1 protein-coding gene is annotated in these 18,720 nt (G+C 71.7%); it reads left to right on the forward strand.

Annotated features, from left to right (window positions below; genetic code table 11):
- Positions 1 to 510 precede the first annotated feature (510 nt).
- Positions 511 to 18,717 carry an amino acid adenylation domain-containing protein gene (locus AC1HFH_RS08995; protein WP_480246969.1) on the forward strand — a complete coding sequence of 6,069 codons (18,207 nt, stop codon included), beginning with the start codon at positions 511 to 513 and terminating at the stop codon, positions 18,715 to 18,717.
- The last annotated feature ends 3 nt before the right edge of the window (positions 18,718 to 18,720 follow it).

Raw genomic sequence — 18,720 nt, forward strand, 5'->3', positions numbered from 1 at the left:
CAGGGGAAACGCAGGGGCCCGCCGGAGCCGGTGGGAGAGCGGTCACAATGAGGTGTCATTCGATTTCCACCGTCGTGCAGAGGGCCGGAGAGGGTGGACGCCGCAGTTGCCTCGTCGAAATCGCCACGCCCCGCCTTCGCGGTCCGAACGTATGATGTTGCTTTTCTCCGCACCCCGACCTGCCGAGAAAATGTCTGTTTTGTCCCGTTGTTCCATGAGCCGTTCTGTGGGCTGTTCCTACGCTACCGCGAGTTCTTCTGGACGAACGACTCAAAGCCACAACGATAGTAAGCACCCGGGCAGCCGGCGGGCAATCAACGAATCGGCAACATTCGCGGCGCGCCTGCCGAACCCGCCCCATCCGGAGTGTGTCGCCTCGCGGACATTCTGCTGCGTTCCTTCGTAAACCTCTGCGTATCTTTCGGAGTGGACTGATCGACGGGCCACGGGGGTCCAGGCGGCCCGAGGCTTCCTCCGGATCCGGCCACGACGTATCCATGGAGGTCAGCGATGATCGAACCCAGCGACCACCTCGACATCGGTGCGGAGTGTGTCGACCGGGCCCCGGAGTCGTCCGCGGTGCTTCCGCTGACCGCGGCCCAGCGCGGCATCTGGTTCGCCCAGCACCTCGCCGGTTCGTCGCCGATCTCGGTGGCGCAGTACGTCGACGTGCACGGCGCCCTGGAACCGGACCTGCTCGCCGAGGCCTGCCGGACCGCGGCCCTCGAATTCGGCTCGGGCTATCTGCGGTTGCTCGAGGTGGACGGCGAACCCCGGCAGATCGTCGACCCCGACCTGGTGCCGGCTGTTTCGGTCCTGGATCTGCGGTCCGAGCCGGACCCGGTCGGAACCGCCCATCGGATGATGGTCGACGACTACTCCGCACCGCTGGACCTGCTGCGCGAACGCCTGATGACCAGCATCATCTTCTGCGTCGGACCGGACCACTACCTGTGGTACCAGCGTGCCCACCACATCGCGCTGGACGGATTCGCCGCGGTCACGGTGCTGCACCGGATGACCGAGTTGTACAACTCCTGGATCGCCGGGGAGCGGCCGCCGGCGTCGAAGGCGGCAGATCTCGGCCGGATCGTCGAACAGGACCTCGGGTACCGGGAGTCGGAACGGTTCCACAACGACCGCAGCTACTGGACCGAGCACCTGGCCGGCGCTCCGCCGGTGGTGAGCCTCGGCGGGCGGGTCGGCAAGCCGACCGTGCACCCGGAATTGATCAGCGAGGCCCTGCCGGACGATACGGCTGCGCTGCTGGACCGGACGGTGGCCGACCGCGGCACCAGCGTGACACCGATCGCGGTGGCGGCCTTCGCCGCCTATCTGGCCCGGATGACCGGAAGTGACGAGGTGCTGCTGAGCCTGCCGGTCTCCGGGCGGCACTCCGCGGTGCTGCGCCGCTCCGGCGGGATGATCGCGAACGTGGTGCCGCTGCGCGTAGCGGTCACCGGCCGCGGCGTCGGCGCACTGATCGATGCCACCCAGGGCGAGCTGACCGGTGCGCTGCGGCGGCAGCGCTACCGGCAGGAGGACATCTTTCGGGATATGGGCATCGCCCGGGACGAAACGGCCTCGTTCGGTCCCGCCGTGAATCTCATGATGGTGGAGAACGAAGTCGTTCTGGGTGGGACCATCGGGACCCTGCACGTATTGACTTCCGGCCCTACCGCGGATCTGTTCGTCAATATCTATCCGGGTGCCGGCAAACGCAGCACACATATCGATTTTCAAGGCAATCCGAACGTTTACACCCCCGCCGAATTGGGTGGACATCATCGCCGCTTCCTGAATTTCCTGCACGATTTTCTGGCCGGATCGCCGGAAAACCGGGTGGATGAAATTCCGTTGCTCACCGAATCGGAACGGACTGCGCTGGTGCCGGTGCGGGGGCGCGGCGCGACCACCACCCGCACGCTGCCGGACATCCTGAGCGACGGTGCCCGGCGGCACCGGACCGCGGCTGCGGTGTACACGGCGGGGCGGACGGTCACCTACGGTGAACTCGCCGACGAGTCCGGCCGGTGGGCCCGGCATCTGATCGCCCTCGGCTGCGGGCCGGGTACGGCGGTGGCGATCGTGCTGCGGCGTTCGTACGAATCGGTGCTCGCGGCGTGGGCGGTCGCCGCCACCGGCGCCGCGATCGTCCAGGTGGACCCGGACTATCCGGCCGAGCGCATTGCCCACATCCTCGCCGACAGCGATGCGGCAGCGGTGATTTCGGTCGCGGCGCGGCGCGACAGACTGCCTCGGCAGCTGTCGCCGGTGCTGCTCGACGAGCCGGCCCGCCGGGCCGAGATCGCAAGCCTGCCTGCGGGTCCGGTGTCCGACCGGGACCGGATTCGGCCACTGCGATCGGCGCACCTCGCCTATCTCACCTACACCTCCGGGTCGACGGGCACGCCGAAGGGAGTCCAGATCACCCATGCCGGACTCGCGAACCTGATCGCCGACCGTACCGCCGCCTACGGCGTGGACCCGGAATCGCGGGTGTCCTATGCGCTTTCCCCGAGCTTCGACGCCGCGATGGAACAGTTCCTGATCTGCTTCGCCAACGGGGCCACCCTGGTGGTCGTGCCCCCGGAGGTGATCGGCGGCGAACCGCTGGCCCGGGTGCTCGCCGACGCTCGGGTCAGCCATCTCACGCTCACTCCCGCCATGCTGGCCACCGTGGATCCCCGAGCGGTGCCGTCGGTGCGGGTGGTGGCGGTGGGCGGCGATGTCTGCGCCCCGGGTGTCATCCGGCGGTGGGCGCAGCAGTCGATACTGCACAACGAATACGGCCCCACCGAGACCACGATCACCGTGGCCGGGGCGCGCCTGCAGCCGGGGTGCGGTGCCCGGATCGGGACGCCGGTGCGGGGCGCGGCGGCGGTGGTGCTGGACCGGCGGCTGCACCCGGTCCCGGTCGGCACGCCGGGTGAGCTGTATCTGACCGGTCCCGGCGTGGCCCGGGGTTACGCGGGCCGGTTCGGTGAGACCGCCGCGCGGTTCGTCGCCGATCCGCACGGCCGTGCGGGCGACCGGATGTACCGGACCGGCGATATCGTCCGCTGGGTCGGTGACCCCGCCGACTCCGAGCTGGAGTTCGTGGGCCGCAGTGATTTCCAGATCAAGATCCGCGGCTATCGGATCGAGCCCGGGGAGATCGATACCGCCCTGGCCGGGCACGAGGCCGTCGACCGGTCGGTGACCGTACCGGTGCGGAACAAGGCCGGGACGACCGTCCTGGCGACCTACGTGGTGCCGATCCGGGGCCGCCGGATCGATCCGGGCGAACTGCAGCGCTTCGCCGCCGGAGCACTGCCCGCACACCTGGTTCCGTCGGTGGTCGTGCCTTTGGATACGTTGCCGCTCAATGCCTTCGGCAAGCTGGATCGCTCGGCGCTGCCCGAACCGGACTTCACCGGTCCGGTGACCGGCCGACCGGCCCGCACGGCGCGGGAGCGACTGGTCGCGGAGCTGTTCGCCGAGGTGCTCGGGGTACCGGCACCCGGCGCCGAGGACAGCTTCTTCGCCCTCGGCGGGGACAGCATCCTGTCGATTCAGCTGGTGGCCCGGGCGAAGTCGGCCGGGCTGGTGTTCTCGACCCGGGAGGTGTTCGACCACAAGACGGTCGCCGGTCTCGCGGCGGTCGCCACGGATGTGGCGGAGAATACCCGGCCGGCCGAACTACCCGGCGGTGGTATCGGTGCGCTACCGCTGACCCCGATCATGCACGCCATGGTGGACCGCGGCCGGTTCGATCGGTTCGCCCAGGCCGCGCTGGTGCGGTTACCGGACGGCATCGATCGGGCCGGGCTGGTGGCGGTCACCCAGCATCTGCTCGACCGTCACCCCATGCTCCGGGCGGTCCTGCGCGCCGGTGATTCCGGTGGCTTCGATCTGGAAGTCCGGCCGCCCGGCGCGGTCTCGGCTGCCGATGTCGTGGTGGAGGTCTGCGCAGATCCGCAGGATCCGGAGGTGGTGAACGAACACCTGCAGGCGGCAGCCGATCGGCTGGACCCGCGCCGCGGAGTGCTGATCCGGCTGGTCCGGATCTCCGGCGGCGCCGAGCCGGGGCTGCTGTGGCTGGTGATCCATCACCTGGCCGTCGATGCCGTGTCCTGGCGGATCCTGCTGACCGATCTCGGCACGGCGTGGTCTCGGCGCGCCACGGGCGCCGAACCGGCAGCCGACCCGCCCGGAACGTCGGTACGTCACTGGGCGCACGGGCTGGCCGAGCAGGCGCCGCAGCGCCGGGCCGCCGAACTGTCCCGATGGCGGGCCGTGCTGGCGCCGGGCGAGCGGCTGCTCGGATCGCGGCGCCTGGATCCGGAACACGACACCGTCGCCACGGCCGGGCGGATCCGGCTCCGGATCCCGGCCGATGTCACCGAGGCCGTCGTGACCCTGCTGCCGGAACGTTTCCACGGCAATCCCAACGACGGGTTGCTGACCGCGCTGGTACTCGCGCTCGGTCAGTGGCGGCGGCGTCGAGGTACCGCGGACGGCAGCGAGCTGGTGGCACTGGAAGGGCACGGCCGGGTGGAGCAAGCCGTTGCGGGAGCGGATCTGAGCAGCACGGTGGGCTGGTTCACGGCGCGGTTCCCGGTCCGGATCGATATGACCGACACCGATATCGACGAAGCGTTCGCCGGAGGTGCCGCCACGACCCGGGCGATCCGGCAGACGAAGGAGCAGCTGCGCGCCGTACCGGACCGCGGCATCGGCTACGGTGTGCTGCGCTATCTGGACCCGGTGGGCGCCGCCGAACTCGGCGCCTTCCCGGAACCGCAGATCAGCTTCAACTATCTGGGCCGGACCGGCACACACGCCGGCCCCTGGGCACCGGCCACCGGCCGGTCGGCCCTCACCGCGACCAGCGATCCGCAGATGGCGCTGCCCGCGGTACTCGATATCAACGCCCTGGTCGAGCCGGGCGCCGACGGGCCGGAGCTCGAAGCGACCTGGGATTTCGCCACCGGTGTGCTCGACGCCGAGGCCGTCGACGAACTCGCCGGGTTGTGGTTGCTCGCCCTGCACGCATTGGCCGGCCATCTCCGGCGGGATGCGGCCGGCGGCTTCACCCCGTCCGATTTCGCGCTCACCGCCGTCACCCAGGCCGATCTGGACCGCTGGCAGCAGGAATACCCGGCGATGACCGACGTGTGGCCGCTCACGGCGCTGCAGGCCGGACTGCTGTTCCATGCGAACTACGCCGCCGACGCCGCCGACGGGTACACGGTGCAGGCCCGGCTGACCTTGTCCGGTGCGGTCCGGCCGGACCGGATGCAACGCGCCGCGCAGGCGCTCATCGACCGGCACGACAGTCTGCGCACCGCATTCGTCTCCGGCGTCGACGGGCCGCACCAGATCGTGCTCGGCCAGGCCCCGGTGGACTGGCACCAGTCGGATATCAGCGGGATCGCCGACCCCGCGGCCCGGGACCGGGAACTGCAGCGGCTGGCGACAGCGGCCTGCGCGCCGTTCGACGTGACGCAGCCGCCGCTGGTGCGTTTCCGGCTGGTGCACACCGGCCCCGACGAGTTCCGGCTGCTGATCACCAACCACCACATCGTGCTCGACGGCTGGTCGATGCCGCTGCTGGTGCAACAGTTGCTCGACCTGTACCTGTCCGACGGGGAGGCCACCGAACTCGCCCCGGCCCATTCGTACCGGGACTACCTGCACTGGTTGCACACCCGGGACCGGTCGGCCGCGGCCGCGGCCTGGCAGGCGGCGCTCGCCGGAATCGAGGAGCCCACGCTGGTCACCGGTGAACCCGATCGCACCGTCGCCGCGCAGAGCGGCGAGGTCACCCGGCAGCTGGATAGTGCGACCACGGCGGCGATCCGCGATCTCGGGCGGTCGTACGGGATCACAGCCAACACCACGGTGCAGACGGCCTGGGCCCTGCTGCTCACCGTGTTGTCCGGCCGTTCGGACGTGGTCTTCGGCAATACGGTGTCGATCCGGCCGCCGGAACTCCCCGGTATCGAGCACCTGGTCGGACTGTGCGTCAACACCCTGCCGGTCCGGGTCCGGGCCAACCCGGGCGAATCGGTGCTCGACCTGCTCGTCCGGGTGCAGTCCGAGCAGGTCGCGATGCTGGACCAGCAGCATATCGGCCTGGCCGAGTTGCAGCGGGCGGCCGGGGTCGGGGAGCTGTTCGACACCGTCACGGTGCTCGAATCCTATCCGCTGGATCGGGACGGACTGGCCCACCACCTGGGCCGGGCCGGGCTACGGCTGCGCGAAATCACCGCCACCGACGCCACGCCGTATCCGCTCAGCCTGCAGGTGACGCCGCCGCGGCCGAGTCCTGGCGCGGCCGCCGAGCCGGGCACCGGCGACACCTACACGGTGGCCCTGCGTTTCGCCACCGATCGCTTCGGCGACCGGGAGGCGCGGGAGCTGCTGGACCGCTTCGAACGCATCCTCCGGCAGCTCGTGGCCGATCCGCACGGTGCGGTCGCCGCCGTGTCCGCGCACCCCCCGGCACAACGGGACGAGTTGCTCGCCGTGCACGGCCCGGCCGCAACGCCGCCCCGCACCCTGCCCGAGATTCTGTCCGCGACCGCCGCCGCCCGCCCGGCGGCCGTCGCCGTCCGGTTCGGCGCCACCAGCCTGACCTACCGGGAGCTGGCCCGCCGGGCCACCGATCTGACGCGGGTGCTGGCCGGCCGCGGTGCCCGGCCGGGCGAGCTCGTCGCGGTGGTGGTGCCGCGGTCACTGGAACTGATCGTGGCGATCTGGGCGGTGGCCGGGACGGGTGCCGCCGTGCTGCCCCTGGACCCCGGCAATCCCACCCGGCGGCTGGCCGAGCTGCTGGCCGATTCCGGTGCCGCGCTGGGCGTGACGACCGCCGACGTCGCGGTCCGGCTGCCGGGCGGCTCGGAGTGGGTGGTGCCGGGCGCGGAACCGGTCCCGGTGACGAGCCCACCGGCCGCACAGCGTCTTCCGGCGCTCGACGACCCGGCGTACCTGATCTACACCTCGGGATCGACCGGCCGGCCGAAAGCGGTGCGGGTCGGTCATCGCGGGCTCGGCGATCTGGTGGCCGCCCAGGCGGAGTCCTTCGCCGCCGGCCCCGGCGCGGCGGTCCTGCAGGTCGCTTCCCCGGGCTTCGACGCCTGCCTGTCCGAACTGCTGCTGGCCCACGCCGCCGGGGCCTGTCTGGTAGTGGCGCCGCCGCATGTCTACGGTGGCCCCGACCTGGAGAACCTGCTGCGCGCGGCGCAGGTGACCCACGCGATCATCACGCCGTCCGCGCTGGCCACGATGGACCCCGCGGGCCTGCCCGCGCTGACCACGCTCGCCGTGGTCGGCGAAGCCACCGGCGCGGATCTGGTGGCGCGCTGGGCCCCGGGCCGCCGGCTGATGAACCACTACGGCCCGACCGAGTGCACGATCTGGGCCACCGGGACCGACCGGCTGCGGCCCGAGACCCCGGTCACCATCGGCGGCCCGATCCGCGGTACCTCGGTGGCGGTGCTCGATCACTGGCTGCGGCCGGTACCGGCCGGGGTGGTCGGCGAGTTGTACATCGGCGGGAACAGCCTCGCCCAGGGCTATGCGGACCGCCCGGCGGTCACGGCGGCCCGGTTCGTCGCGAACCCCGGATCGCCGGCCGGTGATCGGATGTATCGCACCGGCGACCTGGTCCGCTGGGTGCGGACCGGGACCGGACCGGAACTCGAGTACCTGGGCCGCGCCGATCAGCAGGTCAAGATCCACGGCCAGCGCATCGAACCGGGTGAGGTCGACGCCCACCTGCTGCGCCACCCGGAGGTGGCGCAGGCCGCGACGGTCGCCCAGCCCGGCCCGGCCGGGGAGCCGATCCTGGTGTCCTACGTCGTCGCCGCTCCCGAGACGACCGTGGATGCCGAACGGCTGCGCGCCGATCTGACTGCGTCGGTCCCCGGCCATCTCACGCCGGCGGCCGTCGTCGAACTGGCTGCGCTGCCCCGGACGCCGGCGGGCAAAATCGACCGGCAGGCGTTGCGGCGACTGATCTTCCGGCCCGCGGACCGCGGCGGCCGGGCCCCGGCCACCAGCCGCGAACGACTGCTCGCGAAGCTGTTCGCGGAGGTCCTCGGGGTGGACCGGGTCTGGGCGGACAGCAACTTCTTCGCCCTCGGCGGCGACAGCATCGTCTCCATGCGGCTGGTGGCCCGGGCGCGCGCTGCCGGGCTGTACCTCACCCCGCGTGATGTCTTCGAAGGCAAGACCGTGGCCGCGGTGGCTGCCGCCGCCCGAGGGGAGGCGGCAGCGGGCGAACTGCCGGCGGGCCCGGTGTCGGAATCATCCCGATCGCCGGAGATGTCCCGACCACCGCAACCGGCCACCGAGTTTCGGCTCGTCGACCTGCGCGCTGCCGATATCGACCGGCTCCGCACCCGGTATCCGGGCCTCATCGATGTCTGGCCGCTCGCCCCGATGCAGTCGGGCATCCACTTCCACGCGGCCTACACCGACGGCTCCGCCGACGGGTACACCGTGCAGTCGGTGATCGGGCTGTCCGGCAGTGTCGACGCCGACCGGCTGCGCCGGGCCGCGCAGACAGTGCTCGACCGGCACGATGTGCTGCGGGCCGCGCTCGTCGACACGGCGGCCGGGCCCTGCCAGGTGGTGCTCGACCATGTCGACGTGGTGTTCTCCGAGATCGATCGAACCGGTGCGGCCGGCCCGGTGCCGGAGCCGGATGTAGCGCAGCTGGCCGCGGCGGACGTCGCCGCCGGGTTCGACCTGTCCGCACCGCCACTGATCCGGTTCACCCTGATCCGGTCGGCACCGCAGGAGTTCCGGCTGTTGATCACGAATCACCACATCCTCCTGGACGGCTGGTCGATGCCGCTGCTGATGCGCGAGCTGCTGACCGCGTACGCCGCACCCGCCGATCCGCAACTGCGGGTTCCCGCGCCGTCCTTTCGGGACTTCCTGGACTGGTCGGCCCGGCGCGATCGGGCCGCGGCGACGGCCGCGTGGCGGCAGGTCTGTGCCGGCATCGACGGGCCGACCCGGGTCGCCCGCGGCGCCCGTCCGGCGCGGCCGGTCACCGGGGAGATCACCGCGGAGCTACCCGCATCCGGCCTGGCGGCGTTGCGCGCCGTGACCGCCGACGCCGCCGTCACCCTCAACACGGCGGTCGCCGCGGCCTGGGCGCTGAACCTGCGGATACTGACCGGCGAGACCGATGTACTGTTCGGGTCCGCGGTCTCCGGCCGCCCGCCCGAACTGCCCGGGGTGGACCGCACCCTGGGGATGTTCCTCAACACGATTCCGGTGCGGGTGCGACTGCGGCCCGGCGAACCGCTGTGCGAGTTGCTGACCCGGATCCAGCAGCAGCACGCGAACACGCTGGACCACCACCATCTCGGGCTGGCCGACATCCATCGGGCGGTGGGAGTGCCCGAACTCTTCGATACCGCGGTGGCCTTCCAATCGTTCCCGGTCGACCGGGCGGCACTGCAGCAGCATGTGGAATCCGCCGGGCTCCGGGTCACCGAGGTCACCGGATCCGACGCCACCCCGTATCCGCTGAGCCTGGTGGTCGCACCGCAGTACCCGGGGGCGGGCGCGGAGCCGGGGCTGCAGATCACGCTGCGGTTCTTCACCGACGAGTTCACCCACCCGCAGGCCCACCGGATCCTGGATCGGTTCCTGGAACTCCTGCACCGGATCGCGGCCGATCCGCAGCTGTGCCCCGCGGGGCTGGCGATCGGCGACGGACAGGAGCCGGTCCGGCCCGCCCGGTACCCGGCCGGTGGGATTCCGGCGACGCTGGACCGGATCCTGGCGGCATCGGCCGCCGCGGCGCCCGATGCGGTCGCGGCGGTTTGTGCCGACGCCACCGTGACCTACCGGCGCCTCGACGCGCTGTCCAACCGGCTGGCCCGGCTGCTGCTGCACCGCGGCATCGGGCCGGAGGACGTCGTCGCGGTGGCGCTGCCGCGCTCGCTGGCCGCGGTGGTGACGATCTGGGCGATCGGCAAGACCGGTGCCGCATTCCTGCCCGTCGATCCGAAACTGCCGTCGGGCCGGATCGAATTCCTGCTGGCCGATTCGCAGGCGGCGCTCGGGGTGACCACCGCCGCCGTGCGGGGCCAGCTCCCGGACGCCGTGGACTGGCAGCTCGTCGACGAACCGGCCCCGCTCTATGCGCTCGATTCCGCGTCGGTGGCGCCGGTGACCGACGCCGAGCGCGGTGCACCGATCCGGCCCGATCAGCTTGCGTACCTGATCTACACCTCGGGATCCACCGGGACGCCGAAGGGAGTGCAGGTGACCCACCGCGGCCTGCCCGCCGTGGTCGCGGCGCAGCGCCGGATGCTCGGGGTGGACCACACGTCGGCGGTCCTGCAGGTCGCCGCACCGAGTTTCGACGCCTCGCTCTTCGAACTGCTGATGGCGCACGGTTCCGGCGGCCGGCTGGTGGTCGCGCCGCCCGATGTGTACGGCGGCCCCGAACTGGCGGATCTGCTGCGGCGCGAACGGGTCACACACACCGTGATCACGCCGTCGGCACTGGCCACCGTCCCGCCGGACGGGCTCGACGGATTGCGGCTGCTGGCGACGGCCGGGGAGCCGGTCGGCCGGGAACTGGTCGAGCGCTGGGCGCCCGGCCGCATCATGGTCGACCTCTACGGACCGAGCGAATGCACCATCTGGGCTACCGGCAGCACGCCCCTCGCACCCGGCACGCCGATCACCATCGGCCGCCCGGTGGGTCCGGTCGCGGCCGTGGTCCTCGACACCTGGCTGCGGCCGGTGCCCGCCGGTGTCGCCGGCGAGCTGTACCTGTTCGGCACCGGCCCGGCGCGTGGCTATGCGCACCGGGCCGGGACCGGCGCGGCACGATTCGTTGCTTGCCCGTTCGGCCCGCCGGGAACCCGGATGTACCGGACCGGTGACATGGTCCGCTGGAATGCCGACGGATGCCTGGAATTCCTGGGCCGCAACGACTTCCAGGTGAAAGTGCGCGGTCTGCGGGTGGAGCCCGGTGAGATCGACGCGGTCCTCGGCGCGCGCCGCGAGGTGGCCTTCGCGGTGACGGTACCGCGGGGTGAGCCACCGGCCCTGGTGTCCTATGTGGTGCCGGAAGCGGGGATGCAGGTCTCCGGTACGCAGCTGCGGACAGTGCTGGCCGAGATGCTGCCGTCGTATCTGGTGCCGGCGGCGGTGGTGGTGCTCGCCGAGGTCCCGCTGACCGCGAACGGCAAGCTCGATCGTGACCGGCTGCCGGAACCGGATCGTGTGGTGGCCGCCTACCGGGCGCCGGCCTCGTGGTTGGAAGGGGTGGTCGCCCGGGCCTACGAAGAGGTACTCGGCGAACATCGGGTGGGTGCCGATGGTGACGGCTTCGCCGGTGTGGCTCGGGACGGCTTCGCCGTGGGGGCCGATGACGACTTCTTCGCGCTCGGCGGCGATTCGCTCAGTGCCGCCCTGGTGGCGGCGCGAATCGGCGCGGCGCTGAATGCACGGGTCCCGGTGCGTGCGGTATTCGAAGCGCCGGTCGTCGCGGCGCTGGCGGCGTGGGTTCAGGATCTGCGCGGCACTCGCCGGGTGGCCCTGACCGCGGGGGTGCGGCCGGAGGTCGTACCGCTGTCGCCCGCCCAGCAGCGAATGTGGTTCCTGAACCGATTCGAAACGGGTTCGGCCGCGTACAACATCCCGGTACTGCTGCGGTTGTCCGGCCGGCTGGATATCGACGCACTGGCCGCCGCCCTGCAGGACGTGATCGCCCGGCACGAGGTGCTGCGCACCGTCTATCCGGAAACGGCCGGTGAACCACGCCAGCAGGTGCTGGCCGTTCCCGAATCCGGGGTGGCCCTGGAACGGATCCCGGCCGGGGCGGGGACCGTCGACGCGGCGGTGGCCGAATTCGTCTGCCGTGGTTTCGATGTCACCGAGCAGGTCCCGGTGCGGATCGGGTTGTTCGACGCCGGTGCGGCCGAGTACCTGCTCGCGCTGGTGGTGCACCACATCTCCGGCGACGGGTTCTCGATGGCGCCGCTGGCCCGCGACGTGGTGGCGGCGTACGCGGCCCGGATGACCGGGCAGGCGCCCGGATGGGACCCGCTGCCGGTGCAGTACGCCGACTACACACTCTGGCAGCGGGAGGTGCTGGGCGCGGCGGACGACCCGGACTCGCTGCTCGCCGGGCAACTGGACTTCTGGCGGACGACGCTGGCCGATGCGCCGGACCGGCTGGAGTTGCCGGCCGACCGGCCCCGGCCCGCGGTGGCCTCCCTGGCAGGCGGCCGGGTACCGCTGGACATCGAGCCGGAACTGCATGCCCGGCTGGTGGCGCTGGGCCGGTCCCGGGGGACCTCGCTGTTCATGGTGCTGCACGCGGCGCTGGCCGTGGTCCTGACCCGGCTGTCCGGCACTCCGGATGTGGTGGTGGGCACCCCGGTCGCGGGCCGGGGCGAACCGGGACTCGACGATCTGGTGGGGATGCTGGTGAACACCCTCGCCCTGCGCACCCGGGTGGCCGCCGGCGAGTCGTTCGAGGATCTGCTGGCCCGCACCCGGGACACCGACCTGCAGGCCTTCGACCACGCCGATGTGCCGTTCGAACGGGTGGTGGAGGAGCTGGATCCGGAACGGTCCGCGGCGCAGCATCCGGTGTTCCAGGTGGCACTGGCCTTCCAGAACCTGGCGCCGGTGGAGGTGGAACTGCCCGATGTGGTGGTGTCCCGGGCCGATGCGGACACCGGGATGTGCCAATTCGACCTCCAGTTCGCGATATCGGACAGCTATGCCGCCGACGGTGCCGCACAGGGCATCTCCGGCGTCCTGACCTATGCGCGGGACCTGTTCGACGAGAACACCGCCGCGGGCTTCGGGCAGCGCCTGGTCCGGGTGCTGCGGGCCGTCGCCGACGATCCCGCCCGCGCCGTCGGCGACCTGGACTGGCTGTCTCCCGCGGAACGGGCCGACCTGGTGTCACGGATCGGGACCCGGCCGACCGGCCGGGCACCGCTTCCACAGCTGCTGCCGGAGGTGCTCGACGATGCGGTGCAGCGCAACGGTGCCGGACCGGCAGTGCTGGCGGGCCCGGTGGAGCTGTCCTACGCCGAACTCGACGAACGGTCGAATCGGCTGGCCCACTGGCTGATCCGGCGCGGTGCCGGACCCGAGGAGCTGGTGCTGGTGGCCGCCCCCCGGTCGGTGGCCGCCGTGGTGGCCTGGTGGGCCGTGGTCAAATCGGGTGCCGGGTTCGTGCCGGTGGATCCGGCCTACCCGGCCGGGCGGATCCGGCAGATGGTGTCGGAATCCGGTGCCGTACTGGGGGTCACGGTATCGGACGCCCGATCCGCCCTGCCCGGGGCGGTGGACTGGTTCGTGCTCGACGACGGAGCGGATGCCGCCCGGCTCGCCGAGATGCCCGGGACCGCGGTCACCGATGCCGACCGGCGGCGGCCACTGCGCGGTACGGACGTGGCGTACATGATCTTCACCTCCGGCTCGACCGGGATACCGAAGGGCGTGGTCGTCACGCACACCGGGGTCACCGATTTCGTCGCCGCGCACCGGGCCGACCCCACCCTCGGGCCGGACGCCCGGGTGCTGCAGTTCGCCTCACCGTCCTTCGACGCCTCACTGCTGGAGATCCTGTGGGCGGTCAGCGGTGCGGCGGCCTCGGTGGTGGCGCCGGCCGGACTGTTCGGCGGTGACGAACTGGCCGAGTTCCTGCGGGACCGGCGGATCACCCATGCGTTCGTGACCCCCGCGGCCCTGGCCTCCGTCGACCCGGCCGGGCTGGACGAACTGCGGGTGGTGCGGTCCGGCGGCGAGGCGGTGCCGGCCGATCTGGTCACGCGCTGGTCGGGTACCGATACCGCGGGCCGGCGGGAGTTCGGGGTGCTGTACGGCCCGACCGAGACCACCATCCTCGCCACCGCAACCGGTGGGATCGCTCCCGACGAGCGGGTGTCGATCGGCACCCCGCTCCCCGGCCTGCAGGCCCTGGTACTGGACGACCGGTTGCAGCCGGCGCCGATCGGCGTGGCGGGCGAACTGTATCTGGCGGGCGCGGCGGTTGCGCGCGGGTACGCCCACCGGCTGGGGTTGACCGCGGCGCGGTTCGTGGCCTGTCCGGTCGGCGCACCGGGCGACCGGATGTACCGCACCGGTGATGTGGTCCGGTGGAATACCGACGGAGAACTGGAGTTCGTGGGGCGCAAGGACTTCCAGGTGAAGGTCCGTGGCTACCGGGTGGAGCTGGGCGAGATCGACGCGGTACTGGGCGCCCGCGCGGATGTGCGTTTCGCGGCGACCGTACCGCGCGCCGACGGCGACGGGCCGACGCTGCTGGTGTCCTATGTCGTTGCCGCGGCCGGTGCCCGGGTGTCGGGGGAGCAGCTGCGTTCGGCGCTGGCGGCGGTACTGCCCGGGTACATGGTGCCGGCGGTGGTGATGATTCTCGACGAGATCCCGCTCTCCCCGAACGGCAAACTCGACCGGTCGGCCCTGCCCGAACCGGTGTTCCGGGCGCGCCCGTTCCGGGCACCCGCCTCGCCCGTGGAGGAGATCGTGGCAGCGGTGTTCGCCGAGGTGCTGGGCATCGATCGCGCGCTGGGCGCCGACGACGGGTTCTTCGACCTGGGCGGTAACAGCCTGTCCGCCACCCGGGTCGCCGCCCGGCTGGGCGCCGCGCTGGACACTCGCATCCCGGTCTCGCTGATCTTCGAGGCACCCGGCGTGGCCCGGCTGGCGGCGCGAGCCGAATCGCATACCGGAACCGGGCGGGCGCCGCTGACCGCTCAGGCGCGGCCGGACCGCATTCCGCTGTCGTCGGCGCAGCAGCGGATGTGGTTCCTGAACCGGTTCGAACCGGCCTCGGCGGCCTACAACATTCCGATCGTGCTGCGCCTGTCCGGGCGCCTGGAGGTGGACGCCTTGCGGGCGGCGATCATCGACGTGGTCGCGCGGCACGAGGTGCTGCGGACCATGTACCCGGCCGTGGCCGGTGCGCCGGTGCAGGTGATCGTGCCCGCGGCCGAGGCACTGCCCCGGCTGGAGGTCACCGCGGTCACCGAACCGGAGCTGACCGCGGCTGTTGCCGCCTGCGCCGCAGCGCCGTTCGATCTGACCGCCGAAGTACCGTTCCGGGTGCGGGTATTCGATCTGGGCCCGGGCGAATCGGTGCTGGCCGGCGTGGTGCACCATATCGCCGGGGACGGGTCGTCGATGGGACCGCTCGCCCGGGATCTGATGACGGCGTACGCGATGCGGCTGCACGGCACCGAACCCAGCCGGCCGGCCCTGCCCGTCCAGTACGCGGACTACGCGATCTGGCAGCGCACGGTACTGGGCAGCGACGACGATCCGGACTCCCTGCTGAGCCGGCAGATCGATTACTGGACGGCGCAGCTGTCCGGCCTGCCGGCGTTGCTCACCCTGCCGACCGACCGGCCGCGGCCGCCGGTGCAGTCCTATGCCGGTGCGAGCGTCCCGATCACGATCGACGCCGACCTGCATGCCGGCCTGGCCGGGGTGGCTCGCAGCCACGAGGCCACCTTGTTCATGGTGGTGCATGCGGCCCTGGCGGCCGTGCTGGCCCGGCTCGCCGACACCGGCGATCTGGCCATCGGCACCCCGTACGCCGGCCGCGGCGAACCCGAACTCGACGATCTGGTGGGCATGTTCGTCAACACCCTGGTGCTGCGCACCGAGGTGGCCGGCGGAATGTCGTTCAGCCAGCTGCTCGAACAGGTCCGCCGCACCGACCTGGCCGCGTTCGGGCACGCCGATGTCCCGTTCGAGCGGCTGGTCGAGGAACTGAACCCGGTCCGGTCCACCGCGCACCACCCGATCTTCCAGGTGATGCTGGCCTTCCAGAACCAGGCGTCGGCCGAGTTCGAGCTGCCGGGCCTGTCGGTCACCCAGGTACCCACCGAAACCGGTACCTCGCTGTTCGATCTGCAGGTGACCCTGTCGGATTCCTACGACACCACCGGTGCCCCCGCCGGGATCCGCGGCGTCGTCGGGTATGCGGCCGATCTGTTCGATCCGGCCACTGTCGCCTCCGTGGTGGAACGTTTGCTCTGGCTGCTCGAAGCCGTGGTCGCCGATCCGGCGCAGCCGGTACACGAGGTCGATCTCCTGGACGCCGAGGAGCGCGACAACGTGCTGGTGCGCTGGAACGCGACGAACCACCCGCTGCCACCCGGCGAAACACTCGCCTCGATGTTCGCCACGGCCGCAACCGAGTTCGCCGCCCGTCCGGCGGTGGTGGCCGGTGCGGAATCGGTGACCTATGCCGAGTTCGCGGCCCGGGTGTACCGGCTGGCCCGGTGGCTGATCACCCGGGGTGTCGGCCCGGACGCACTGGTGGCGCTGCGGATGCGGCGTTCGGTCGATCAGGTGGTCGCCATGTACGCGGTGCACGCGGCGGGCGGCGGCTATGTTCCGGTCGATCCGGACCATCCCGACGACCGGATCGACTATGTGCTGCGCATCGCCGATCCGGTGGTGGTGCTCGATTCGCTGGCCGGGCTGGATCTGTCCGGCTTCGCGGCGACCCCGGTCACCGATGCCGACCGGATCGCGCCGCTGCGGCCACACAACACCGCGTACGTACTGTTCACCTCGGGGTCCACCGGACGGCCCAAGGGGGTCACCGTGGAACACCGATCGGTGGTGAATCAGCTGCGCTGGCTGACCGACGCCTTCGGGCTGACCGCCGCTGATGTGGTGTTGCAGAAGACCCCGGCCACCTTCGACGTCTCGGTCTGGGAACTGTTCGCCACCACCGCCGTCGGGGCACGGCTGGTGATCGCCGATCCCGGCGGGCACGCCGATCCGGCCTACCTCGCCGAGATCATCGACGCCGAGCAGGTCACCGTCACGTCCTTCGTCCCCTCCATGCTGGCCGCGTTCGTGCACGCCGCACCCGGCACTGCCCCGGCCGCCCTGCGTGCCCTGCTGGTCGCCGGTGAGGCATTCGGGGCGGATGTCCTGGCCGCGGTGCGGCGCACGCTGCCCGGGGTCGAACTGCACAACCTGTACGGGCCGACCGAGTTCACTCTGCACGCCACCGCGCGTGCGGTGCCCGATGCGATCGCGAACGTCCCGATGGGGACGCCGGTATGGAATGCGCGCGCCTATGTGCTCGACACCCGGTTGTGCCCGGTGCCGCCGGGGGTGGCCGGTGAGCTGTATCTGGCGGGGCCGCAGGTGGCCCGCGGCTACCGGGCGCGCCCGGCGCTCACCGCCGAACGATTCGTCGCCGACCCGTACGACACCGGTGGCCGCCTGTACCGGACCGGCGACCTGGTCCGCTGGACCGCCGACGGTGAGCTGGAATATCTCGGCCGCACCGACCACCAGGTGAAGATGCGGGGGCTGCGCATCGAGCTCGGCGAGATCGAGACCGTGCTCGCCGAGCATGCCACCGTCGCCCGGGCGATCGTGGCCACCCACGCCGCGGGATCGGCCGAACAGCTGGTCGGCTACCTGGTACCGGCCGCGGGTGCCACCGTGGATGTCGAGGCGGTCCGCGACTACGCGGCCGCGGTACTGCCCGACTACATGGTGCCGCCCGCGCTCATGGTGCTCGACAGCGTCCCGCACACCCCGTCCGGCAAGCTGGATCGTGGCCGGTTGCCGGTACCCGCCGCGGTGGCGCGGGAATACCGGGCGCCGGCGTCCGAGCTGGAGGAGCTGGTCGCCGAGGTGTTCGGCCGGGTGCTCGGCCGGGACCGGGTCGGGGCCGACGACGATTTCTTCGCCTTGGGCGGCAATTCGCTGAGTGCGGTGCATGTGGTGAGCGAGCTGAAGAAGGGGCTCGGCTATTCCGTGCCGGTGAGCTGGATGATGTCGGACGCACAGCCTGCCGAGCTCGCCAAGCGGATCGAAACCGGCCTGCGCTCCGACAACGGCGACGACTCCGAGTACACCGCTCTCGGTCTGGATGTCGTGGTGCCGTTGCGCGCCGGCGGGCAGCAGCCGCCGCTGTTCTGCATCCATCCGGCGTCGGGACTGGCCTGGTGCTACCGCACCTTCGGCGAACACCTCGCCGCCGATCGCCCGATCTACGGGATTCAGGCACCGCAACTCGCCGGTGAGGACCCCGGGCCCGAAACGATCGGCGAGCTCGCCGAACGCTACGTCCGGGAGATCCGGGCCGTCCAGCCCGACGGCCCGTACCATCTGCTCGGCTGGTCACTCGGCGGTGTGCTCGCCCATGCCGTGGCCGTCGTGCTGCGGGCCGCCGGCGCGGAGGTCGCATTGCTCGCTCTGCTCGATGCCGAAGTGGACGGTATCGACGCTGCAGCGGTCCCCGATGTCTCGGTCGGTGAGCTGGTCAGCAACCTCGGCCCGGTATTGGGCATCGATTTCGTCCGCCCGGACGCCACCGCCGAGGAGGCCGCCGCCGCGATCCGGCAGCACCTGGGCGACGGGCTCGGCATCGACGCCGGGGTGCTGGAACGTATGGCGGGGGCGTACAACCGGTCGATCCGAGCAGCCGGTAGCTGGCGGCCGCCGGTGCTGGACGGGGATGTCCTGTACTTCACCGCGACCGCCGACCGGCGCCCCGACGCGCTGGGCCACCGCGGCTGGGAACCGGTGGTGCGGGGCCGCATCGTGGACGTCGGCATCGACGTGACCCACCTGGAGATGACCGAACCCCGGGCGGTCGCGCAGATCGCCCGGGTGATCGATGAACGGTTGCGGCGGCGGCCGCTGCTCGCCACGGTGGTGCGCGCCGGCTGAGCC

The sequence above is a fragment of the Nocardia sp. KT25-26 genome (assembly GCF_056627695.1).